Source organism: uncultured Slackia sp. (genome assembly GCF_934630525.1).
Lineage (GTDB): Bacteria > Actinomycetota > Coriobacteriia > Coriobacteriales > Eggerthellaceae > Slackia.
In genome coordinates, this window is sequence record NZ_CAKTVX010000003.1 from 14,518 (window position 1) to 36,153 (window position 21,636).

Below are 21,636 nucleotides of genomic sequence, written 5' to 3' on the forward strand. Positions count from 1 at the left end.
TCTACCCTCCTAATCGGCACGCGTACCCTCCGCGCACAAAAAACAGTGAGGGCGCCGAAACGAATATCGGCGCCCTCACTTATACGTAAGTGTTTCTTCGTTATTTGGCAAAACGCTTGAGAATTGGCAGCTTCGCAAAGATGCGCATCGCCATCGACTTGAGCTCGGCGAACTCTTGCGTTTTGCGGAAAACCGCCCAAAAACCCAGAACTGGCACGACAACGCTCACCACAAGCTTGACCAGAATTCCCGCCATGCCGAGCGAATCAGGAACGGCGGCACAGCCGAACCACGCCACCAGCGCAAGAATCGCCGTGAAGCCGACATACAGGTAGAACCTCGCGAAATACGGCTTCGACGACTTCTTGAAACCGTGCTTGAACAGCATGTAGCCCTCATAAATCGACGAGACGCATGTCGTGCTGATGATTCCCGCGAAAACAACGCCCGCGACTTCAAACTTCAAAACGAGCAGAAGCGACAACGAAAGCATGACGACCGTCTCGACAACCGCCTTCCATCGCGTATACCAATACAGGCCATACGCGCTCGTAAACGAAAGGGCGGCGCAGCGCATTTCCTTCAAATAGAACAAAAGCACGATCAGCGCCACAACGATTTCGGGGAAAGCGTAATCGGGACCGAGCCAAATTTGTGTGATCACGGGATTGAAAAGGCACAGCATGGGAATCGAAATGAACGCTGCGATAAAAGCATTCACGAAGAAACATGTCTTGAACACCTGATACTGGCGCTCGCCCGATTCGGTGACGCCCAAGTTGCCAAGCGGCGCGACCACGGCATCGAAAATCTGGTCGACAACACGCGTCATGGAATTCACCACGAGCATGTAGTTTCCGTACAGCGCGATAGCCTGAATGCCCACGAAGGAACTCAGGATAAGACTGCTTGCAGGGGTATTCGCGACGCCGGCAACACGATGCAGCACCATGGCGAACGTGTTCTTCTTGATTTGGTCGATTGTTTCGGGGTCGACCTTCGGCTTGCCCTTCCCCTTCAAAATGTAGGGGTACATGCGATTCGCGATAATCGAAATCGAAATATTCTGCAGAAGCGTCGAGCCGACCATGCAGCACAAAAAGAGGAAATAGTTGTGCGTCACGAAGAGCACCGTGATTTGAGCGATGCACATCACGATCTGGAACGCATACTGGTTCAACGACACGATATATTTCTTCTGATCGGCGGCGATGAGACAGCCCTTGTACGAGAAGAAATACGATATGCCTGTATTGGCCACAAACATGAAGAAATACAGCTTCAAATACGGGATGTCGGGCGTGTCTTTAATGAGCACGTCGATATACGGGGCAAGAGCCAAGCCGGCCGCGATAATGACCAAGCCAATAATCACGTACACGTTTCTGAACAGGCGCATGATGGCACGAACCTGCTCGTGGTTCTCTTCGGCCAAAGGCCGGTAGAGCGCGAAAATAATCGCGCTCGCCACGCCCAAATCGGCCAGAGAAAGAATGGTAAGGACGTTTGAGAACAAGTTCTCCAAGCCCATATACTCAAGGCTGAGCTGACGCGCGAAAATGCCGCGCGTAACGAATGCAAGAACGATCGAGAATGCTTGGCCGCACAGCGCGACCAACACGTTTCGCGCCGAATTCTCGAGGCGTGAAGCCATCTATTTGCCCCTCTCGGTGAGCTGCTCTATTGCGCTTTTCCAATCTTCGTATACGCAGTCTTCCGAGAATTTCTGCACGGTTTCCTGCGATGCTTCCGAAAAACGGGCACGCAAGGAATCGTCATCCATAAGCGCAGCGAGCTTTTCGGCAAAAACACCGCAATCGTAGCACGGAACCAAGAAGCCGTCGTGGCCATCGACAATAATCTCACTTGGACCGGTTTCCACATCGAAGCTCACAAGGGGAACCGAGAAGGCCTTCGCTTCAAGAAGCACCATGGGCAAGCCCTCACGAAGCGACGTAAGGGCGAAGATGCCGTAGTCTTGGTACCGCTCAATGAGGTTTGGCACGGAACCGCAGAAATGCAACTGGTCGCCCATGCCGCGGGCATGCGCCTCGGCCTGGCACTCCTCGGGCGTTCTTCCATCGATAAGACCATCGCCGAACACGTCCCAACTCCAATCGGGGCGCGCCGGCAACACTTTTTCGGCAATCTCGAACAGGAAATCGAGGCCCTTTTCAGGGTCGAGCCTTCCGGCCCACATAATGCGCTTCGAGTTCTTGTTATAGCCAGGAGCCAAAGCCAGCTGCCAATTGGGAATCCAATTGGGAATGACACGGAGCTTTCGGGCAGGCGTGTGGAATTTCGCACGATACGCCTGCTCGCTTCGCTGGGTAAGCACCGCGGTCATGTCGGACAAAACCGAGGCAAGAAAGCGGATAAAGCGAATAGGCTTGTTGTCCCATTCGTTCATAAGCGCGCCATGGTCGCAAAACACGAATTTGCAGCTTTTGCAGGCGGGCATGGTAGCTAAAGTATAGGCACCCTGATAGTTGCCGATCAGAAAAAGAACCTCGATGTGGTTTTGCTCGATATAGTCGATCAGGGGCTTCTTAAGCTCTTTGTTCGCCTCGCGAATACGGGGCTCTTTCGGCAGAATGTTCAATCGGTGAACGCGGCTATCGTAGGCAAACGCGGGTTCGCCATCGCCCGAATGGTACGCGCCGATTACATGCACTTCATAATCTTCGACCATGCGATTCGCCACATTGGCCACAACGCGGCCCGTTCCGCCAGGACTCGAAAGCGTCGAAACGAGAAAGCCGATATGTTGCATTATTGTCCACCCTTCAAAACGAGCTGCCGGTACGCGCCGACATTCACTCGCAAAACGGCGGCCCCAACTTTTCGCGTTGCACGGAAAAACGGGTCATGAAGAACCCTTTTCGTATGGGCGCGAAGATACGCGAGTGTCGCATCATATTCCGGAATCGATCGATAGCCTGGAGAAGCAATCATGCGGTCAAACGCCGCGTAGTAGGCCCACAGCAAACGGAATTCCGCTTGCGGTTCGATTTCGGGATAATCGGCCGAAACGCGCTCGAATATTTCTTCGTAAATGCGAACAACATCGTAAGCGCTCGCGTCATACGCCTTCATCGTAGCGCTCCCAGAGCACTTCGAGTAGTAGTACATGCGCCTCGTGGTCACAAAAACATTATCGCATTTCGGAAAAAGCTGAGATGCAAGCAGCGCGTCCTCGTAAAGAACGCCCTCGCGGAAACGCGTATCTCCAAGAAGCTCGCGCGAAATAAGCTTGTCGCACATACTCCCCGAAATGTCGGTTCCTAAAAGTGCAAAGCCAAGGGCCTCGATGCCCGTGCATGAAAACGTCTTGAAGGAGCCTTCTGCATCTTTCAAAGCAGCATCGAGGCTCTCTTCTTCCCGCACGCGCACGTTCTTACATGCCGCAATACCAGCGCCAACCGATTGTGCGCCATTGAAGAGAATCGAAAGCATCTTGGGATGGATAAAATCGTCAGCATCGACGAACAAGAGGTATTCACCCTCGGCCTTATCAATACCAAAATTGCGCGCGGAGGACACGCCGCCGTTTTTCTTATGGAAAACCCGAATGCGATTATCGGCAGAAGCCAGCTCTTCGCAAAGCTGGGCGGAACCATCAGTCGAACCATCGTCAACAAGGATAATCTCGAGGTCAAGCATTGTTTGTGATTGGATAGACTGCACGCAACGGGGCACATGCCGCCCAGCGTTGTACACAGGAACAATCACACTCACTGCTGGCATATATTTCACTCCTATCTTAAGCCGCGCAACGCGGTAATGATAGTATGGGGAGCTGATTGAAAAAACCTCTTTCCATAAGCCTGAAAGGAGTTTCAGGGTGGCTCAGGAACAGGCCTCCGAATTGGAGCTCGAAGATTTGAAGCGCATCGAATTCGAGATGCTTTGCGCCTTTGACGATTTCGCCAAAAAACACGGCCTTTGCTATTGGCTCATATACGGCACCCTGCTCGGCGCTGCCCGCCATAAGGGCTTCATCCCCTGGGACGACGACGTCGACATCGCGATGCCGAAAAATGACTATTACCGGCTCGTCGAACTCGTCAACAACGGCGAGCGTATTTGCGACCATATCGACCTCGATGCCTGCGGCGTTCAAAATTGCATACCCTACCGACCCTTCGCAAAGCTTTTCGACCGAAGGACTTCAGTTGTCCAGAATGAGCTCGTGCCTATGAAAGGCGTGAATGAGGCCGTATGGATTGACATCTTCCCCTTCGTCGGCACCGAAGTGAGTTCTAAGCAGGACGGGGAGCAGTATATTCGATCGTTCGACCTCAACCAGGCCTTGCTCCGTCGATCTAGCTGGCATTTTACAAAAGGCGATAATTTCGTTGGAACGTTGCGCCGACTTGCAGCATGGCTTCCCGCGAAAATTGGCGGATACAAGCGCTGGGCGGCCACCTGCGACGACATTCAAAAAAGCGCTCCTGACATGTTCGAAAAGGATCACTGCCTGACTCTGTCGGAATCGAGCTTCATCTACCCCACGAAGTTCTTCGAAGGCGACTGCGCTCTGCTCGAATTCGAAGGCAGGCAATTCCCCTGTCTTCCGCATTATGAGGATTTCCTTGCTTTCCGCTATGGCAACTGGAAGGAATTTCCATCCGAAAGCGAACGCACGAGCACCCACAATATGACCGCCCGCTGGGCGAAAGAGCAATAGGACACCACCATGAGCGAAGAGACCCTCGATAACTCGAAAGCAGCTGCGCACCGCATTCTGCAAGCATTCGACGCCTTTGCGAAAGCGCACGGCCTTACCTACTGGATCGATTACGGCACGTTGCTTGGCGCCGCCCGCCACAAGGGCTTTATTCCCTGGGATGACGACATCGACCTCGTCATGCCCATCGAGGAATACCAAAAGCTTATCGCAATTTTCAAAGAAAACCCCAATGCCCTGCCCGCACCTTATCGCGCCGCAGCACCGGGGCTTAACGGCTGCGAAAAGTTCCATTGTCCCTTTATGAAGATTTACGACACGTCGTTCAAAATCAAGCAGAGCATCCTTACGGCCGACATCGGCTTCCAAGAGGGCATTTGGATCGACATCTTCCCCCTGATGGGCTTTGATTCGCTCGAAGAAGCGCGCCCCGTGGGAGATAAGCTGTATTCGCTTTATGCCAAAACGCGACTTGCCACATTCGCCTTCAAAAAAGGCAACTCCCTCTTGGGCACGCTCGGCCGTTTCGCGTTCTATATCCCCGCAAAAATCAGAGGCGCGAAGCCCTATATCGATGCATATGTAAAAGAGGAAGCCAGGCATTCGTTCGCGGGCAAAAAACTCGCGATGCAAGGCACCGAGCCCTCAAAGCTGTTCCCTATAGAGTACTTCGCGGAAACCATCGAGCTTGAATTTGAAGGGAAGCGCTACCCCGCGCCCGCTGAATACGACAAACTGCTCACGATTAGCTATGGAGACTGGCACCAGCTTCCACCCGAAAGCGAGCGCAACGGCCACGGCATTATTGTGGAATCGGAACAATAAAGCCAGGTCACGCTTAACCTCAACCTTGAGCCGCCTTTCGGCGGCACAAAAAAGGAGCACCGTTTCAAACGGTGCTCCTTTTGCTTAGCGGTAACTATTTTTTCGAAATGAACACGACGCCAAGCACCGGAATGCCCGAGATCTTCATCTGCTTAAGTGCATTTTCGAGCTGCTTGCCGCTCGCAGCGCCCTCTTTCACCGAAAGCAGAATCGCGTCAGATTCGGCAATCGTCGAGACGCCCTTAGTATCTTTCGACAAATCAAACGCCCCCGAAACCTGCACGCCTTCGAGCATCGCCGCAACATTGCCAGCACCGTCGGCCTCCGTCGCACCGACAACCGCAAGCGATGCCAACCCACTGCGCTTCATAAGAACACGCACGTCCTCGGCGAGCATCGAGCTCTTCTCAGTCGCACCAAGCGAAGCGATCACAGGAATGTCGAGCAGGCGTTCGGCGTCGTTCGCGGAGCGAACGCGGCGCGACATGATGTCATACACGGCAAAACCGAAAATCGAAACGCACAAACCAACGAATACGTAAATCACGAGCGATTTCATGCTGATGCGCGAAGCAACCGACTCGGCGGAATCCTTGACTTCAAGGTCGCCCGTTCCCCATTCATTGGCGGTCGAGCTGTCGGTCGGCTTAAGAGCAGCGGAGTCGAACACCTCGACCTGGCTCAGGGGAACCGTTTCTTTCGCAACGTCGCACACCTTGTTCGCAACTTCGTCGGCGACCTTCACGGCAAGGTCAGGATCTTCCGCCGTAACGTCGATGAAGCAGAAACGCGTCGTCCAGCTGGTTTTCGTGGAGGTGTCTTTCCAGTCGGGCGTGGTAATGGTGATATCTTCGCCATATTCCTCGCGAATCTGGGCGGCAACTTCCTTGCTCACGATGATACGGCGCACGTCGTTCATCATCGTGTTCTCATTGAACTCGTAATTGTAATCGCCACCCTGACGAGCATTCTCGTCATAGCCATAGCCGGTGACATACAGGCTCGCCTCGGCGGTATACGTCGCAGCGGTCTCGACCTTGCCAGATTTGACAAACGACGAGCCCGCGCCGGCGACAAGAGCGAGCGCGGTAATCAGCACAATGGCGACCCAGTGCCGCTTCACGCTTTCGCAAATCGTGGTGAAATTAAACATCGGTCCTCCCTTTTTCCTGGGCCAAGTCAATACATGCAATGCCATACACATTTGTTTTCGTATTCGCCGCTTTGTCTGAAAGCGGTTTACATACGGGTAAAGCGCGCAGAAGCGCTACGCGATGCCGAGCAGCAGGTGGCGGAGACTGTTCGGCAGCCACGACGCTTTGCCGCGTTCCGACTCGCGAGGCAAGCGCAAGCACCGCCGCGAAAGCCATGACCAGCACGAGCGCAGCCAAAAACCTCGTCGTCCAAATGAACGAAATCCACTCGCTCGCAGAACCGCGCGGCATATGGAACACATTCATGGCGGAAATCAAGCCAACCATGCCCCAGAACCACCTTTTGCCAATCGAACGCGACAAAAGGTAGAACGCACACGCCATCATGAAGCTGCCAATGGCGATGCCTCCCCAGCCGAAGTCGGCGAACCACTCCAAGATATAGGAAGAGCCGTAGCCTTCTCCGCCCAGGTAGTTGTAGTGGGCAAAGTACGACATGGTATGCGAATAAGAATTGCCCTCGAGGGCGAGCTTCGCGCTGTTCGTCGACCCCAATGCCTCGCACCCCAAGAAGGTTTGCCCAATAAAGCCCTCCGTGATGTTCGAAATAAAGGCGCCCATCGTGAAAAACTTGAACCCAAGATTCTGGACCTGATCGTTCACGAGATATGCGCGGCCGAGCACCGTAAACGTAACGCCCTGCTTGAACAGCGCATCTTCGAGCATTTCGACAAAACCGAGGTTCGTCACCTGGCCTGAGCGCAAATAATTCTGCAAGCCCATTGCAAAAATGCCCAACGGCGCCAAAATGGCCACGCCAACCATCATGCGCTTCGTAATCCAACGCTCTTCTTTGTCGGTAATCGAGCGGAAAACGAAATAGAGCGCCGCAAACAATATGTCTATGACAAAATCGCCGCGAGAGCCAATGAGCAAAATCGGCACCGAAGTCGCAATGAACATCAAAAAGCAAATCGCCGTGGGGCGCTTTCGGGGCATCGTCGCTAAATACGCGCATAAAACGTATGGCGTCATCGCCCTAAACAAATCGACTATCCATGGAATATGCTCGCTGGAATCAATAAGGTAGTATTCCTCATACGACATGCCGCCCATGTACGACAGACGAATAGAACCATCGCACATCGCGCCCGCGAAGCACACTATGAAAAGCAAGAAAGCAGCTCGGCGAATATAGAGCATTTTCTCGCTGTGCCCTATGCGCAAGGCGTAATCGGCCACAACGTTATTAATGGGCTTTGCCGCTTCCACCACGCGTGGCGCCATGCGCGCCCTCCGCTCCCTCACGCATTCATTGTGACGAGCAATAGCCGAGCATAACGTCGACCCCAGAAGCAAGAAGAGCATCGAAACGTAAATGGACGAAAGCGCGAACATCGTCGTTTCGACCGTCCACAAGAACCAATCCCTGTTTGGGTCAAGCTCGCCAAAAATCGGACGCGTCAAAAGGAACAAGAAAATGCCCGCATGCAGAAACAGAAAAAGCAAGCGGTTTTTCACGTCGAGGCAGCCATGCAGCAGGTTACCCACGAAAAGCGCGAGCACTGCAGCAAGGGTGATGCCCGTATCGTTCGTCAATACCCCCGTCGCAAATAAAGCGCCCGAAAGCACCGAGATGGTTACTTGTAAAGACAGCACGACGCCTCGGGCCGAGCCCACGCGGTGCTTCACCTTCGGCATCCAGGCCATTACAGGCCCCACTTGAATACCGTTTTGAACGGGTTTTGTAAATCGGTCGCAAATACCCGCTTGATGTCTTTTATGTCGTTCACTTCCCCGTCGAAATGGACGATCTGGCTAAGCCTGCGCTGGATATCTTTATCGCGCATCACATCAATCGCGGCGAGGAAATCGTCGCGACCCGAACGGGAGCACCCAACGAGCGTCATGCCCTTTTCGAGCACATTGCGCGTGAACACCGGCACGGGGTGTTCGCTCACGCCCATAAGCATGAGCGTGCCCTGCGGCTGAATATGCTCGATAACGAAATCAATCGCGGACGTCGAACCCTCGCCGCCAGCGCACTCGAATGCATGGTCAAACGTAAGATCGGCGGGCGCCTCATACGACAGATAGCGCTCCGCGACGAAGGAAAACATCGAAAGCTTTTCCGGGTCGTGGCCGACGACGACAATCTCGCATTCGGGGTATTGGCACGAGAGCGTGCATGCCAACGCATAAGCCAAAGAGCCATCGCCAATAATGGCAATGCGGTCGCGCTTCGCGTGGGCGGCGATATCGAAGCGATGGATGCCATGCATGGTCACGCTCACGAACTCGGTTATGGCGGCAACATGAGGCTCGACCCCAGCGCATGAAACAACGCGGTCGGCAGGCAGCGCGACGAATTCGCGCATAAAGCCGTCGTGGCCGCTCGAGCGAAACGCCGACCCCGAAGCGTAGTTCTCATACACGCCATCGGGACCATGGCCTGGAATATTCGGAATCATTACGACGGGATCGCCCACATTGAACGTATGAGTGTCATCTGCAAGCACCTCGCCCATGCACTCATGAATAAGCGCCATGGGAAGCTTCTTGCGCATAACCTCGGGGTCGCGCTTGCCCTGGAAATAACGCTGATCGGCGTGGCAAACCGCCATATAACGAGGTCGAACGATCACCTTGTTGGCAATATCGACGTCCTCAAACTTTATCGCGACCGTTCGTGGCGCGATAAGCTGGTACACGTTGTCGATCATTATTCGTCAACCCCACACTCAATCATCGCTTGGGCAGTTTTATAGTCCATGATGGTCGTAAGCTTGATATTCGTCACATCGCCCAGCACCAAATGAACGGGCTTGCCCTTCAGCACAAGAATCTTGCAGGCATCGGTAAGCTCGGCGCGCTCGGCATCGGTAAGGCTCGCGTACAAATCTTTGAGCGTCTTCACCTTAAAGCTCTGAGGCGTTTGGCCCTGATACATATTCGAGCGAAGCGGAATAGAAGAGATGCACTCGCCGTCGAGCGATTCGACAATGGTGTCGGTAGCAGGAATAACCGTGTCGCATGCTCCGAATTTTTGCGCAGCCTCGATATTCGCCTTGATAGTCGACACTTTCACGAAAGGACGCACGGAGTCGTGCGTAACGATGACGTGTTCATCCGATTCGCCATAACGCTCTTCGATGGCTTTGATGATTTCGAGAATCGTGCCGTTGCGATCGGCGCCGCCCTGCACGACATGCACCGGGGTTTCGCCGAATCCGTACTGGGCAACAGCATCTTTCGTGTACTCGACCCAATCGCCGTGCGTGCCAATGAAGACAGCGTCGAATTCGCTGCACAGCAAGAATTTCTCAAGCGTATGAATGAAAACGGGCTTCTCGTTAAGAGGAAGGTACTGTTTCGGCATGCTCTCGATATTCATTCGAGAACCAACGCCGCCAGCAAGAATAGCTCCGAAAATCATTGATTGCTCCTTATTGATCCAACACGAGAGATTTTATTTCATAACGCGCAAGGCGCATCGATACAGCGGCAAACTCAACATAAGCACCTTCGACAGCACAAAGCGAGCTTTCGTCATTTGCCTATTATTCTTCACCGATTCAAAGTGCGCTCGAATATAGGATACGAGCTCCTTTTCCTCGGGAGTGCCATTCATTTTGCGAGAAGCGATCATTCGGTCAAGAACGACGCATCGCGCCCAATAAAGGCGAAAGTCCAGGTCTTCTTTGAGCTCAGGATACGTTTCGCACGCCAATGACGCGGTGTGTTCCCACGCATCAATAATATCATGCGCCTTCGGCGTGTAAGGTTGCGTGGTAATGCTCCCCGCACGATGGCGATAATGATAGAGCTGGGCGTTTGACACCGAAATAGACGAGACAGAACCGAATATCTCGACGATCGTCGCGGCATCCTCGTACGTCTTGCCAACCGGGAAAAGAAAACCGTTGTCGAAAAGCTCTTTTTTATACAAACGCGTCGGAACCCAAATGCGCGGCAAGCCCGACGTGATTGACGCCCTTAGGGCTTCGACGGGAGTCACAACCTCAACCGAGCGATGCGATGCGTCTATATGGTCGGGAAGCTCGCAGCCATCCTCGACATCGACCACGTCGCACGTTGCGATATCGGCGCCCGTGGCTTCGATATCGTTCAACAGCGACTCGCAAAAATCCAGGTCAACAGAATCGTCACTATCGACGAACGCGACGTATGGCGCGCGAGCGGCCAAGGCGCCGCAGTTTCTCGCGTCGCTCAAACCGCCATTCTCTTTATGAATCACTCGAATTCGGGAATCTATATCGGCCCATCCGTCGCAGGTCAAAGAAGACCCGTCAGTCGAACCGTCATCGACAAGCACCACTTCAATCTCGCTGACGGTTTGCCCGAGCAAAGAATCGAGGCAGCGGGCCAAATATTGCTTCGAATTGTACACAGGCACAACGATAGAAACTTTCGGCTGTGCAGCATTGCCCTGAATCATCCAGCCCACCTAGCGCTCATCGTTTGATTGCCGATTCGACTCTTCGACACAATACTTCACGCCTTTATACTGCGCACACGGGGTGTTCAAGTCGAAGAACTCCGCATCGTGGTGCGGCTTGCGCTTGTCTTCGGGTGGAAGCTGCATATAGTCGCCAAACGCCATGCGAAGATAGGCGTCATAGCCGCACGGAAGCGGCATTTCGGTATCTTCGAAAGTATGCATCACTGCATGATCGAACGCTTCTTTCGGATATTCGTTCTGCATATAATGCGCACCCGAGCAAAGCTCAGTGATTTTGCTGCATTCCGAAATAGGGTACTTCGTCATATTGCGTTCGGCGCGTTTCCACAGCTTGTAGCGCGCACGAGGCGAACGCACAAGACCCAGCAAAATGCGGCTGCCCATCGCAACCACACCGCCGTGCCTTTCGGGGACGAATTGCGCGCGGAACAGCGAGTAGATAAGCGCCCAAGCTTTTTGCTTCTTTCGAGCAAAACCACCGGGACAGCCATCAAGAGGAAGCACGTCAAGCACAAGGCCATGACACAAGTCGATATCGCGCTGATAAGGCTTGATGAACGTGGTCTGCGCGTCGCGAATAGCGACGAAGATATCGTGATCGATGAACGTTTCATCAGATTCGACGAGCTGGTAGCGCGAATCGGCATGCACGGGCCAAAGCTCACGCAAACGTTCGTAGCTTTCACGGGGCATGAATACGTCAACGTCATCGTCCCAGGGAATAAAGCCACCCGTACGAACAGCGCCAATGCAGCAGCCGCCGCAAAAATAAAACGTCAGGTCGTGCTTCTCACAGAAGGCTTTAAAGTATTTCGCCATCTCAAGGCTCTTGGATTGGAGCCCTTTGAGGTCTTCTTGAGTCAATTCTTGCATTGCTACTCGCCTTCTTTTACGGAAAACGCAGTGTCGAAAGAGGGCATCTTCCTAAACGCACCCGAGAGAAGCCCCACGAGCGTTCCGACGCCATACGAAACATGAATACCAAAGAACACAAAGGGCAACGCGACCATGCGGATGTTTCGCTTCGGAGATTCAACCGCCACTCGCAACGTGAGCACCACCGTAACCGCCGCGTAAAGAGCTGCGCACGCAACGAAAGGCGCCCAGGTGCGCAAAAAACCAACGCACGCCAGCAGGATGATTCCGAGAACGAATGTAAACGGCGAAAAATGATAAGTCCTGAAACATTTAGGCTGAACATACATCGTACGGCCGATCCAATATCCATTACCGTATTTCTGCTTCAGCATACGTTTCAACGAACTGCGCGCAATTTGCTTAGATTGAATACAAGCATCAAAACGAATCTTATAGCCGGCTTCGCGAACTCGGTAGAAATAGTCGTTGTCTTCGGTGCGGGCAAGACGTTCATCATACAGCCCGACTCGCTCAATTACTTCGCGGCGGAACATCGCATGAAACGCCGACGAAACGTATTCCTTTTTTGAGGAACCACGATAATCCGCAATTGAGCTGCCAAACGCCGATTCCTCTGCCATAAGAAGCGTGTTGCTCCAGTCGGTTTCGGGAGAGGCAATCGTTGGACGCGGCCCGCCACAAACAAACTCCCCCTCGTCGAGGACTTCAACGTTCGAGGAAATAAATGATTGGGGAATTCGCGCATGAGCATCAATGCGGACCAGAGCATCGCCAGTGAAATTCCTAATAGCGACGTTGCAGCCACACGGAAGAATTTCGCCTGGATTGCTAAGAACGACAACCCTTTTGAATTCCTTTGCCTGATCGCTCTCGGCAAATTCAAGCATAACCCTCTTCGTGTCGTCCTTCGACATGCTATCAATAAGCAAGAGCTCAATTCGATTATGAGGGAAATCTTGCGCTACGACATCTTCGAGAATATTCGAAAAATGCGGGGCCTCATTGTGTGCGACGATAGCAACCGACACCGTACGCACCGCTTCGCACCTCTTCGCGCAATCGACATTCGTATCCTGCATCAACTATTTCCCCTGCGCAGCAGCTGCTCGTTCTTCAATGACGTTATGCGTAATGGTGTACGTAGGAACGGCGTCGGCGAGCGTATGGAGCGCCGTAACGTCGTCCTGGGTAAGGGCATCGCGCAACTCACCAAGCTTGCGCTCGACGGCCTCGTAACCAATTTCTTTGCCCGTGGAAATCATGATGCCCTTGAGCTTGGTGGGGATCGTGTTCTCCTCGTTCATGAGCAGCTCTTCGTACATCTTCTCGCCCTCGCGCAGGCCGGTATAGACAATCTTGATGTCCTTATCGACCTCGAGGCCGGAAAGCTTGATGAGACTCTTCGCCAAATCGACGATTTTAACGGGATCGCCCATATCGAGAATGAAGATCTCGCCGCCGTTGGCCATGCCGCCCGCCTGAATAACCAGACGCGACGCCTCGGGAATCGTCATGAAGAAGCGCTCGATGTTCGGATCGGTAACCGTAACGGGACCGCCAGCCGCAATTTGGCGCTTGAACAGAGGGATAACGCTGCCGTTGCTTCCGAGCACATTGCCGAAACGCACGGCCGTGAACACCGTTTTCGATTCCTGCGCGTAATGCTGAATGATCATCTCGCCCATACGCTTGGTGGCGCCCATAACCGAAGTGGGGTTCACTGCCTTGTCGGTCGAGATGAAGATAAAGCGGCCAACGCCGTATTCGTCGGAGAGACGCACGGCGTTCAGAGTGCCGAAAACGTTGTTCTGAATCGCCTCGCGCGGGCACATCTCCATAAGGGGCACATGCTTGTGCGCAGCCGCATGGAACACGGCTGCGGGATGGTATTTCTCAAAAACGTCGCGCAAGCGGCCCTCGTCGCACACGCTGCCAACCTCGACCTGCACGTCGATATCGTCGTATTGCGACATGATTTCGTTGCGAAGCATGTATGCGTCGTTTTCATACATGTCGAACACCACGATGCGCTTCGGGGCAACAGCGGCAACCTGACGACACAGCTCAGATCCAATAGAGCCGCCGCCACCAGTAACAAGAATGGTTTTGCCAGAAATGTAGCCGCTCACAACGCGCGTGTTCAAAACGACCTCTTCGCGGCCGAGCAGGTCGGCGACATCGACCTCGCGCAGCTTGACGTCGTTGATTTCGTCGATGCGCAGCTCGCGCACATTGGGAAGCGTGCGCAACTGGCAATTCGTTTTGGTGCAAATGCCATAAATGCGCTTGCGCTCGTCAAGCGTGGCAGAAGGAATGGCTACGACGATTTGCTGGATATCGAAGCGCTCGACCAAGCGGGGAATATCGTCGCTCGTTCCCATGACCTCGACGCCATGAATGCGAAGCTTTCGTTTGCTGGGATTGTCGTCGACCGCAATAATCGGATCGCCCGGCATATGCGGGTCGCGCGAAGCCATGCGGCCAATTGCGAGCGAGCCCGTTTCGCCTGCGCCAACGACCAGCGTGCGCAAGCGTTTCTGATTTTCTGCGGGCGTAGCGGCAATAACGCGCTTCTTGGAGCGAATAACGCGGAACACCATGCGCACGCCGCCCGTGAAGAAAATCATCAGGAACAGCGCGACGAAGTAAATACGAATGGGAATCCACTCGCCGAGCATCCACAGTAACACGGCGGAAACCAGCGTTCCAAAGCCAACCATGATGACAATGCGAATCGCATCATCAATCGAAGCGTATTCCCAAAGATTGTTGTACATCTTAAATGCAGCGAACAGGCAGATATACACAACCGCCGGCACGCCGAGGATGAAATAGATTTCGTGAGTGGCAAATACTTCGCCCACCAAGCCCGTGAGCACCGATGCCAAGTAGTATGAAAGGAATGTTGCGAGAATGTCGCACACTATGAGAAGCGCGGTGCGCCTTGTAAAACGAATATCCATGACGTCTACTTTTTCCTAACGGCCAAATGTAACTGTCGTGCGTCCTTTCAGGCACGGCATATCTGTCGTAGTGTAATGCATATCGCTGCATCAGGGGGCGCGCCTGCGAAAAAGCTCGCTATTCATATATTTTTGCAGCTGCAAAACGCCCGCTCGCCAAGAATACAACGCCGTGCGCGGCAACATCGCCGGCCATCAACAGGATAGCGGAATCGGCCCATGGCCGCATCGGGGCACGTTGCCGGCGGTTTGGGAAGATGCTGCCGCCCTCCCCGATTCAACCTCGCACTTTCCCCGTATCTTTCCTCGTGTATCTATACGATCGGTTCTCATATATATATGTGTGTGTGTTCATTGTTCGCTATCTATTCAGCAGATAACTAACTACCAGTTTTTACTGATTGACATCACCATATCGCATCCCTATTCTGTTCAACAGACCAAACGAGTAGGGAAATGGGAATTTCGAAAGGAGCCCCACATGCGACACACGAAACGAATGCCGAACTCCCGGTAGATTCGCTTTCACACCTGCCGGGAGCTCCACCGACCAGCACATTTCCATTCGCGATGGGAACCAGCCCATCGAACTATGTAAGGAGACTTTCCAATGAGCCAGTTCATCAATAACCCCGAGCACACCTTCGGCTTCGACACCCTGCAGCTGCACGTCGGCCAGGAAACCGCCGATCCCGCCAGCGACGCCCGCGCGGTGCCCATTTACCAAACCACGAGCTACGTGTTCCGCAACTCCCAGCACGCCGCCGACCGCTTCGGCCTGGCCGATGCCGGCAACATCTACGGCCGCTTGACGAACTCCACCCAGGGCGTGTTCGAGGACCGCATCGCCGCACTTGAAGGCGGCGTGGCTGGCCTGGCCGTGGCCTCCGGTGCCGCCGCCATTACCTACACGCTGCAGGCCCTCGCGCAGGCCGGCGACCACGTGGTTGCGCAGAAGACCATCTACGGCGGCTCGTACAACCTGCTCGAGCACACGCTTTCGCAGTTCGGCGTCGAAACCACCTTCGTCGACGCGCACAACCTCGCTGAAGTCGAAGGCGCCATCAAAGACAACACCACCGTCATTTACCTCGAAACGCTCGGCAACCCGAACTCCGACATTCCCAACATCGACGCCATTTCCGAAATCGCCAAGAAGCACGGGCTGCCCGTCGTGGTCGACAACACCTTCGGCACGCCGTACCTGTTCCGTCCGCTTGAGCACGGCGCGAACATCGTGGTGCATTCCGCGACCAAGTTCATCGGCGGCCACGGCAGCTCGCTCGGCGGCGTGATCGTCGACGGCGGCAACTTCGACTGGAAAGCGAGCGGCAAGTACGCCGAAATCGCCGAGCCCAACCCGAGCTACCATGGCGTGAGCTTCGCCGAAGCCGTAGGCCCGGCCGCATTCGCAACCTACGTGCGCGCCATTCTGCTGCGCGACGAAGGCGCCTGCATCTCGCCGTTCAACGCATGGATTCTGCTGCAGGGCACCGAGACGCTGTCGCTGCGCGTCGATCGCCATGTCGAGAATACGAAGAAGGTCGTCGAGTTCTTGACCAACGACCCGCACGTGGCTTCCGTGAACCACCCGAGCCTGCCCGACCACCCCGATCACGAGCTCTACGAGCGCTACTTCCCCAACGGCGGCGCCTCCATCTTCACGTTCGAGATTAAGGGCGGCCAGGAAGCAGCCTGGAAATTCATCGACAACCTGCAGATTTTCTCGCTGCTCGCCAACGTTGCCGACGTGAAGAGCCTGGCCATTCACCCGGCAACCACCACGCACTCCCAGCTGACCGAGGCCGAACTGGCCGACCAGGGCATCACGCCTTCGACCATCCGCTTGTCCATCGGCACCGAGAACGCCGAAGACATCATTTGGGATTTGCAGCAGGCCTTCGCCAAGCTCGACTAAATTCAGGCGAAAGGCAACCGCAGATGGCAGGCTTTAAGGCCGCGCCACGAATCGAAAAGTTGAAATAGAGAAAGCCCTGGAAGTCGATTCCAGGGCTTTCTTGCAATTTGCGACTCATTAACCAGCTACCGTTCGGCCGAAAACGCAGAAGGCACATTCGGCGTAAGCAGTGTTTTCGCCTGATCCTCGCATGCAGAGATGCCTGCCTGGAGAGTTTTGCGGTATTTGTCGCGGCTCATTCCTTCGTCGAATACGCCGCCCGCATACGTCAAAAGATCGAGGGCAATATTGCCGCCGCCGTTCGAGAGCTTATCGACCGACGAAGCCATGCTTGCGAACTGCGCGTCGGAGTACACGTTCCTCTCAAACTGGTACTGCAGCAGCGTTTTCCCATCGTCGAGCGCCGCCGAAATACCCGAATCGCGCGCCGCGTCGAGCACGCCGTCGGCTTCCTCGCGATAGCCTTTAAGCAGCCACGCGTCGCCGAACTCCTTCGCCTCGACGAGCCACGCGGGAAGCTTCCGCCCATCGCCGCCCGCCTGCGACACGTCGCCATCGACCTTCGCCGCCTGCATGCCGTCGTCAATCGAGGAACGCAAATTCGCCGCCGCGGCCAAATAATTTTTCATGCCCTTGGTGAGCTGCTCGTCTTCGCTCGAGCCCACGAGGGAGTAAAACCTGTCCTCAAGCGCCTGTTGCGCGCCGCCTTCGGGAATGCTCGCGCGCAGCGACGAATTCGTGGCGATGCTGAAATACCAATCCAAAAACGCGTCGGTTTTGCCCGAGCACGTCGCATACGAGCTCTCGAGCGAATCTTTCAGCTGGAACGACATCGTGCGCAGGTTCGCCTCGTCTGCCGAAAGCGAGCTGGCGAGCGCATCGATTTTCGCCTGGTCGTACAGCGCGCCGTCAATGGAATAGACCGATTTTCCCGCGAGTTCGCGGGCGATTTCCTGCAGGGCAGTGCCGTTTTCGGTTTGCATGGCCATGCCGACTTTCATTTCGCCCCAGAAAAAGCCCGCCACGAGCACAACGGGGAGCACCGCGGCCATAACGACGTAGCGCCGCCAGATGGGTTGCGTCGCGTCATCGCGCTTGATCGCGTCAACCGAAACGAAAATTTTGCGCAGCTCCTGCACGGGAAGCGCGCACAGCCCAATGAGGTTCGCCATGCCGAAAAACGCGCCCGCGCACAGCGCCGTGCGAATGGCGAAGCAAACGGGCACCGACACTTTCGAAGCCTGCATAAGGCCGTAGCTCGTAAGGCTGTCGACGATCCACGAGCCAACGCCCGCGTTCCACATGAGCGCCGAAGGGGAATTCTCGAACGGCATGGGCGTTTTCGCGAAGGCGTCGAGCACCGTTTCGACAGGCTGCCCGAAACTGGGACTCATCGCGCAATACGCGCCATACGCCACGCATAGCAGCAGGCCGACGATGGCGCAGCTCCACAGAAATTCGCCCGACGCCTGAAACGCGGGCTCGTATTCGCGGCGCGCGTAGCGGCGCATGAGCAGCAGCACCACGGGATACACCACCACTGCGGCGAAAATGAGCACCCATTCGGCGATGTCCCACTTCGGCGATTCGAGGAACAAGCTCGCCATGCATGCGGCAGACACGCAAAAGCTCACGATGAAGCTGAAGATGCGGCCGTTGTTCACACGCGCGAACAGGCCGCCCGCCGTGTATTTAAATTGGCGGTGCGTTTTGCGCACAACCACCTGATACATTACGCCCGCCGTTGAAGCGAGGGTGAAAAACGCCCAGAACAGCGCCAAAAACGGCGCAGGCATTTTCGGCACGGCGAAGCTCAGCAAATAGACGGTTACGACAAGCAGCGCCGCCTTGGCAAAATAGGCGCCGAGAAGCTTGGCGGAAGAATCACCCAGAAAACGGCGAAGCGAGTCGAGGCCGTGAGGGCCGAGTTTCAAGGACGATTCCGCCGAAGTCAGGATCTTCTCCAGCGATGGCTCCGTTTCGAAGGACGGTTCTGCTTTGGCGGACGACTTTTCGGAGGAGGCTTTCACTTCGACGGGCGATTTCACCTTAAATGAGTCGCCACCCTTGCTCCCACTGGCCGAAACGCGCAGCGAAGCGCTCGCCCTGGTTGGGCGCTTCGGCTGTATGCGAGAAGAATCGGGCTTCATGAGAGTGGCTCCTGGGACGGCATTAATCACTCATAGTATAGAGCCATTCGCAACACGCCGCTCAGTTTGAAGCGATTCCGAACACTTCCGCAAGCGGGCGGCCCGTTCGCCAAGAACGCGCTTCCGCGAAACCACCGCGAACTGCGACGCTGCCTTGCCTTCTCTCGAACCGTCGCAGCAAGCCGCTACCAGCTCGCTTCGATTTCGCGAATGCGCTGGTAAAGCCATTCGTTTTGGGGAACTTCGATGCCGTGTTCAGCGGCGAGGCGGCAGATGGTGCCCGAGAATTCTTCAACCTCGGTTTTGCGGCGCGCGATGCGATCTTGCGCCATGGACGGCATGCCTGCGGGGTCGAGCGTTTCGAGCAGCTCGACCATCTGCAACAAGTCGGACTCGGCGATGGCGACGCCTTCCGCATTCGCCACCACGCGAGCCTCGCGCATAGCCGCCACCAAACTACGGCGCTGCTCGCTTCCGCGCTCGGTCGCGCTGCCGTAAGTGCCGCCATACACCATGCACGTTTGGTTGATGCCCACGTTCATCATGAGCTTCGTCCACATGCGGCGCTTAATGTCGGGCTCGACCACGTGGGCGATGCCCGCGCGGGAGTACAGCTCGGCGATGTCGGCCACCACAGCGGGGTCGGTATTGGGCGCCGCGCCGAAGCGGATTTCGCCGGGCTTGCCGTATGTGAGCTCGTTGTTCAGGAACACGGCGTCCATGCCTTGGCAAATGCCGAGCACCGTGCGCCGCCAGCCGAAACGTTCGGCGATCTCCTGCTCGCTCGTGATTCCGTTGCACAGCGACGCGATGCGCGTTTCGGGGCCCACGACGGCTTCCATGGTGTCGAGCGCTTGCGTAAGGCCGGTGGTTTTAATCGTGAGAATCACCAGGTCAGCAGGGGTCGCCTCGCTCGCGCGCACGCTGCGCACATTACACGGCTCGCCGTTGATTTTCAGCTGATCGGCCGCGTGGCGCTCATAGCGCGCGTCGTCCATCACGAATTCCACGGCGTCATCGCCGAGCGCGCGGGCGATCATGCTGCCATACAGCAGCCCCACGCCGCCTTTGCCGATGAATGCAACTTTATTGATGCGCATTGGATGCACCCTTTCTTTGAACCCGCCAGCGGCGAGCCGAACGCCGCGCCTTCGCCGTCTTGATATCGAAGCCCCAGCACAACGCCGAATCGCGATAGCACCAGCGGCGTTTTCCCGAGACTCGCGACCTTTATTTGAATACGATGTATTGTAGCCATCCGAATAAAGGGCAAAATGCTCAGCGCGCGATTCAGATTCAAACAAACCGAGGAACTCAAACGGGGCATGCTTGCAGATTGCCGGCCGCAACGCCGACTCACCGCTTTATACGCGCTTCGCACTTTACGACGTGAGCATTACGGTTTGGTTTCGGCATGCGTCGAGCATCTCTTCAATAGCTGCATACAAACCCACCTAGCACTAGAACTCAACGACGAACGTCAATTTGCGACGTTCCTCTTGCCGTGTCTGCCCCTCAAATGAGAAGTTGCTCGCCAAGCCCATTTTCTTGATCGCCATATCGATTCCCACCGCGACATTCAAATCAAACGTCACCGATTGCGTATCGCTAATTTCGGCACTGTAGCGTTTGAGCTCATTCGCACGGTCGCAGCGCGCCTCAATAAGCTGTAAGATTTTCGGGTCATGTTCAGATTCAGGCCCCACTCGACCATCGGATACGAGGTGCCCGCGGAAGCAATGGAGGCGTTCTTCGAGAGGACGGCTCCGACCGCGGGGGAGCTGCCGATAGCAGCATAAGCCTCTAGCTTTTGTGTCCGAAATCTTGACACAGGTCAGGTCTTCCTCGCGGCGGCGGCTCTCGCGCGGCGGGTTCCCACCCTGCTCGGGCATCCCGGCGCCCTCCGGGCGGCCGCGGCGGCCATGGCCCTCGGCTCGTTGATCTTCTTCGGCGCCGCGCCCCATGCCGCGGCCATCGGTGCCCTGGGCGCCTCCTTTGCGACCGCAGGGCTCGTGAACGGGGCCTTCGCGCTGCTGCACCTCGTCTGGATGGAAGCCTACGCCCGCATGAACGTGCACCACGCGCTCGTCTACTTCGTCGCGTCCAATCTGCTCTCGTCGCTCTTCTCCTCGCTCGTGCTGAAGCCGCCGCCTCCAATATGGGCATTGTGCTGTTCATGACGTTCGTGACTGGCATTTTCTGCAACATCTCCTACCGCTTCGGCGTGAGCGCCCTGTGGCTGTTCGGCCTCGCCCAAGCGGCCATGACGGCCGGGAGTTGTTCGTCGCCGAATCCACCATGAAGACCCATTCGCGCCACATCTACCGCAAAATCGGCGTCGACAACAAGCAGGCCCTCCGCACCTCCGTCAACAGCTACCGCGCCTAGCGCGCAGGGCCATCGGCTTACTCCACCCGCGATCGGCGCCTCTTTACCGCTGACCAGTGCGCCCGAAGTCTACGATTCTCTGCGTCTTCCTGCGAAATCGTGTCATTCGCACGATGGTTTTTCTCGCTCCGAAGACTACGGTGGAGAAGTCCTCCCGTCTGTCGGCGATCTCCCCGCCGACCGGGA

General features: G+C 55.6%; 19 protein-coding genes. 5 read left to right on the forward strand and 14 right to left on the reverse strand.

The window, feature by feature from the left end; genetic code table 11:
• Positions 1 to 100 precede the first annotated feature (100 nt).
• From Q0D41_RS03410 to Q0D41_RS03420, 3 genes are read right to left on the reverse strand one after another with little or no spacing between them, the layout of a single operon-like run.
• Positions 101 to 1,654 (reverse strand): lipopolysaccharide biosynthesis protein, encoded by a 1,554-nt coding sequence (locus tag Q0D41_RS03410; RefSeq protein WP_294375210.1) that lies wholly within the window; start codon positions 1,652 to 1,654, stop codon positions 101 to 103.
• Positions 1,655 to 2,773: a glycosyltransferase gene (locus Q0D41_RS03415; RefSeq protein ID WP_294375213.1), complete on the reverse strand. Its 1,119-nt coding sequence runs from the start codon at positions 2,771 to 2,773 to the stop codon at positions 1,655 to 1,657.
• On the reverse strand, positions 2,773 to 3,747 hold the full coding sequence (locus tag Q0D41_RS03420; RefSeq protein ID WP_294375218.1) for a glycosyltransferase: 975 nt from the start codon (positions 3,745 to 3,747) through the stop codon (positions 2,773 to 2,775). Before Q0D41_RS03420 ends, Q0D41_RS03415 begins: the two co-directional genes overlap by 1 nt.
• Positions 3,748 to 3,844: 97 nt before the next feature.
• On the opposite strand from Q0D41_RS03420, the gene Q0D41_RS03425 reads away from it, so the two are divergent.
• Both Q0D41_RS03425 and Q0D41_RS03430 read left to right on the forward strand, forming a co-directional pair.
• Positions 3,845 to 4,690, forward strand: a complete 846-nt coding sequence (locus Q0D41_RS03425; RefSeq protein ID WP_294375221.1) for a phosphorylcholine transferase LicD — start codon at positions 3,845 to 3,847, stop codon at positions 4,688 to 4,690.
• Between the two features lie 9 nt (positions 4,691 to 4,699).
• Positions 4,700 to 5,515: a phosphorylcholine transferase LicD gene (locus Q0D41_RS03430; protein WP_294375224.1), complete on the forward strand. Its 816-nt coding sequence runs from the start codon at positions 4,700 to 4,702 to the stop codon at positions 5,513 to 5,515.
• Between the two features lie 94 nt (positions 5,516 to 5,609).
• On the opposite strand, the gene Q0D41_RS03435 is transcribed toward Q0D41_RS03430, so the two are convergent.
• Genes Q0D41_RS03435 through Q0D41_RS03470 form a run of 8 tightly spaced genes read right to left on the reverse strand, consistent with a single transcriptional unit; the run spans position 5,610 to position 14,994 of the window.
• Positions 5,610 to 6,668: a hypothetical protein gene (locus tag Q0D41_RS03435; RefSeq protein WP_294375227.1), complete on the reverse strand. Its 1,059-nt coding sequence runs from the start codon at positions 6,666 to 6,668 to the stop codon at positions 5,610 to 5,612.
• Positions 6,661 to 8,379, reverse strand: coding sequence for an O-antigen polysaccharide polymerase Wzy family protein (locus tag Q0D41_RS03440; protein WP_294375231.1), 1,719 nt, complete (start codon positions 8,377 to 8,379; stop codon positions 6,661 to 6,663). Before Q0D41_RS03440 ends, Q0D41_RS03435 begins: the two co-directional genes overlap by 8 nt.
• Positions 8,379 to 9,392 carry an alcohol dehydrogenase catalytic domain-containing protein gene (locus tag Q0D41_RS03445; RefSeq protein WP_294375234.1) on the reverse strand — a complete coding sequence of 338 codons (1,014 nt, stop codon included), beginning with the start codon at positions 9,390 to 9,392 and terminating at the stop codon, positions 8,379 to 8,381. The genes Q0D41_RS03440 and Q0D41_RS03445 overlap by 1 nt, the downstream gene beginning before the upstream one ends.
• The gene (locus tag Q0D41_RS03450) at positions 9,392 to 10,105 is read right to left on the reverse strand and encodes a 2-C-methyl-D-erythritol 4-phosphate cytidylyltransferase (RefSeq protein ID WP_287538483.1); all 714 of its coding nucleotides are present in this window, start codon (positions 10,103 to 10,105) and stop codon (positions 9,392 to 9,394) included. The genes Q0D41_RS03445 and Q0D41_RS03450 overlap by 1 nt, the downstream gene beginning before the upstream one ends.
• 33 nt (positions 10,106 to 10,138) lie before the next feature.
• Positions 10,139 to 11,128 (reverse strand): glycosyltransferase, encoded by a 990-nt coding sequence (locus tag Q0D41_RS03455; protein ID WP_294375245.1) that lies wholly within the window; start codon positions 11,126 to 11,128, stop codon positions 10,139 to 10,141.
• Positions 11,129 to 11,137: 9 nt separating this feature from the next.
• The gene (locus tag Q0D41_RS03460; protein ID WP_294375248.1) at positions 11,138 to 12,025 is read right to left on the reverse strand and encodes a phosphorylcholine transferase LicD; all 888 of its coding nucleotides are present in this window, start codon (positions 12,023 to 12,025) and stop codon (positions 11,138 to 11,140) included.
• A gap of 2 nt (positions 12,026 to 12,027) precedes the next feature.
• Positions 12,028 to 13,110: a glycosyltransferase family 2 protein gene (locus tag Q0D41_RS03465; protein WP_294375846.1), complete on the reverse strand. Its 1,083-nt coding sequence runs from the start codon at positions 13,108 to 13,110 to the stop codon at positions 12,028 to 12,030.
• A gap of 3 nt (positions 13,111 to 13,113) precedes the next feature.
• Positions 13,114 to 14,994, reverse strand: a complete 1,881-nt coding sequence (locus tag Q0D41_RS03470; RefSeq protein WP_294375250.1) for a nucleoside-diphosphate sugar epimerase/dehydratase — start codon at positions 14,992 to 14,994, stop codon at positions 13,114 to 13,116.
• Positions 14,995 to 15,604: 610 nt separating this feature from the next.
• Between Q0D41_RS03470 and Q0D41_RS03475 the strand changes: the two genes are divergently transcribed.
• A complete protein-coding gene (locus tag Q0D41_RS03475; RefSeq protein ID WP_294375252.1) occupies positions 15,605 to 16,912 on the forward strand; it encodes an O-acetylhomoserine aminocarboxypropyltransferase/cysteine synthase family protein in 1,308 nt (435 codons plus the stop codon).
• A 125-nt stretch (positions 16,913 to 17,037) separates the two neighbouring features.
• On the opposite strand, the gene Q0D41_RS03480 is transcribed toward Q0D41_RS03475, so the two are convergent.
• The 3 genes from Q0D41_RS03480 to Q0D41_RS03490 form a co-directional block, all read right to left on the reverse strand.
• Complete coding sequence (locus Q0D41_RS03480) at positions 17,038 to 18,846, reverse strand: hypothetical protein (RefSeq protein ID WP_294375255.1); 1,809 nt, start codon at positions 18,844 to 18,846, stop codon at positions 17,038 to 17,040.
• Positions 18,847 to 19,247: 401 nt separating this feature from the next.
• A complete protein-coding gene (locus Q0D41_RS03485; RefSeq protein WP_294375258.1) occupies positions 19,248 to 20,162 on the reverse strand; it encodes a ketopantoate reductase family protein in 915 nt (304 codons plus the stop codon).
• Between the two features lie 360 nt (positions 20,163 to 20,522).
• Positions 20,523 to 20,954, reverse strand: coding sequence for a hypothetical protein (locus Q0D41_RS03490; RefSeq protein WP_294375261.1), 432 nt, complete (start codon positions 20,952 to 20,954; stop codon positions 20,523 to 20,525).
• A gap of 30 nt (positions 20,955 to 20,984) precedes the next feature.
• On the opposite strand from Q0D41_RS03490, the gene Q0D41_RS03495 reads away from it, so the two are divergent.
• Both Q0D41_RS03495 and Q0D41_RS10040 read left to right on the forward strand, forming a co-directional pair.
• On the forward strand, positions 20,985 to 21,242 hold the full coding sequence (locus tag Q0D41_RS03495) for a hypothetical protein (RefSeq protein WP_294375263.1): 258 nt from the start codon (positions 20,985 to 20,987) through the stop codon (positions 21,240 to 21,242).
• Positions 21,243 to 21,297: 55 nt separating this feature from the next.
• Positions 21,298 to 21,450: a LuxR C-terminal-related transcriptional regulator gene (locus tag Q0D41_RS10040; RefSeq protein WP_367113805.1), complete on the forward strand. Its 153-nt coding sequence runs from the start codon at positions 21,298 to 21,300 to the stop codon at positions 21,448 to 21,450.
• Positions 21,451 to 21,636 lie beyond the last annotated feature (186 nt).

Coding starts and splice junctions, on each gene's coding strand:
- Q0D41_RS03410 (WP_294375210.1), bottom strand. CDS start 1,654: ATGGCTTCACGCCTCGAGAATTCGGCGCGAAACGTGTTGGTCGCGCTG.
- Q0D41_RS03415 (WP_294375213.1), bottom strand. CDS start 2,773: ATGCAACATATCGGCTTTCTCGTTTCGACGCTTTCGAGTCCTGGCGGA.
- Q0D41_RS03420 (WP_294375218.1), bottom strand. CDS start 3,747: ATGCCAGCAGTGAGTGTGATTGTTCCTGTGTACAACGCTGGGCGGCAT.
- Q0D41_RS03430 (WP_294375224.1), top strand. CDS start 4,700: ATGAGCGAAGAGACCCTCGATAACTCGAAAGCAGCTGCGCACCGCATT.
- Q0D41_RS03435 (WP_294375227.1), bottom strand. CDS start 6,668: ATGTTTAATTTCACCACGATTTGCGAAAGCGTGAAGCGGCACTGGGTC.
- Q0D41_RS03440 (WP_294375231.1), bottom strand. CDS start 8,379: ATGGCCTGGATGCCGAAGGTGAAGCACCGCGTGGGCTCGGCCCGAGGC.
- Q0D41_RS03445 (WP_294375234.1), bottom strand. CDS start 9,392: ATGATCGACAACGTGTACCAGCTTATCGCGCCACGAACGGTCGCGATA.
- Q0D41_RS03450 (WP_287538483.1), bottom strand. CDS start 10,105: ATGATTTTCGGAGCTATTCTTGCTGGCGGCGTTGGTTCTCGAATGAAT.
- Q0D41_RS03455 (WP_294375245.1), bottom strand. CDS start 11,128: ATGATTCAGGGCAATGCTGCACAGCCGAAAGTTTCTATCGTTGTGCCT.
- Q0D41_RS03460 (WP_294375248.1), bottom strand. CDS start 12,025: ATGCAAGAATTGACTCAAGAAGACCTCAAAGGGCTCCAATCCAAGAGC.
- Q0D41_RS03465 (WP_294375846.1), bottom strand. CDS start 13,110: ATGCAGGATACGAATGTCGATTGCGCGAAGAGGTGCGAAGCGGTGCGT.
- Q0D41_RS03470 (WP_294375250.1), bottom strand. CDS start 14,994: ATGGATATTCGTTTTACAAGGCGCACCGCGCTTCTCATAGTGTGCGAC.
- Q0D41_RS03475 (WP_294375252.1), top strand. CDS start 15,605: ATGAGCCAGTTCATCAATAACCCCGAGCACACCTTCGGCTTCGACACC.
- Q0D41_RS03485 (WP_294375258.1), bottom strand. CDS start 20,162: ATGCGCATCAATAAAGTTGCATTCATCGGCAAAGGCGGCGTGGGGCTG.
- Q0D41_RS03490 (WP_294375261.1), bottom strand. CDS start 20,954: ATGCCCGAGCAGGGTGGGAACCCGCCGCGCGAGAGCCGCCGCCGCGAG.
- Q0D41_RS03495 (WP_294375263.1), top strand. CDS start 20,985: ATGGCCCTCGGCTCGTTGATCTTCTTCGGCGCCGCGCCCCATGCCGCG.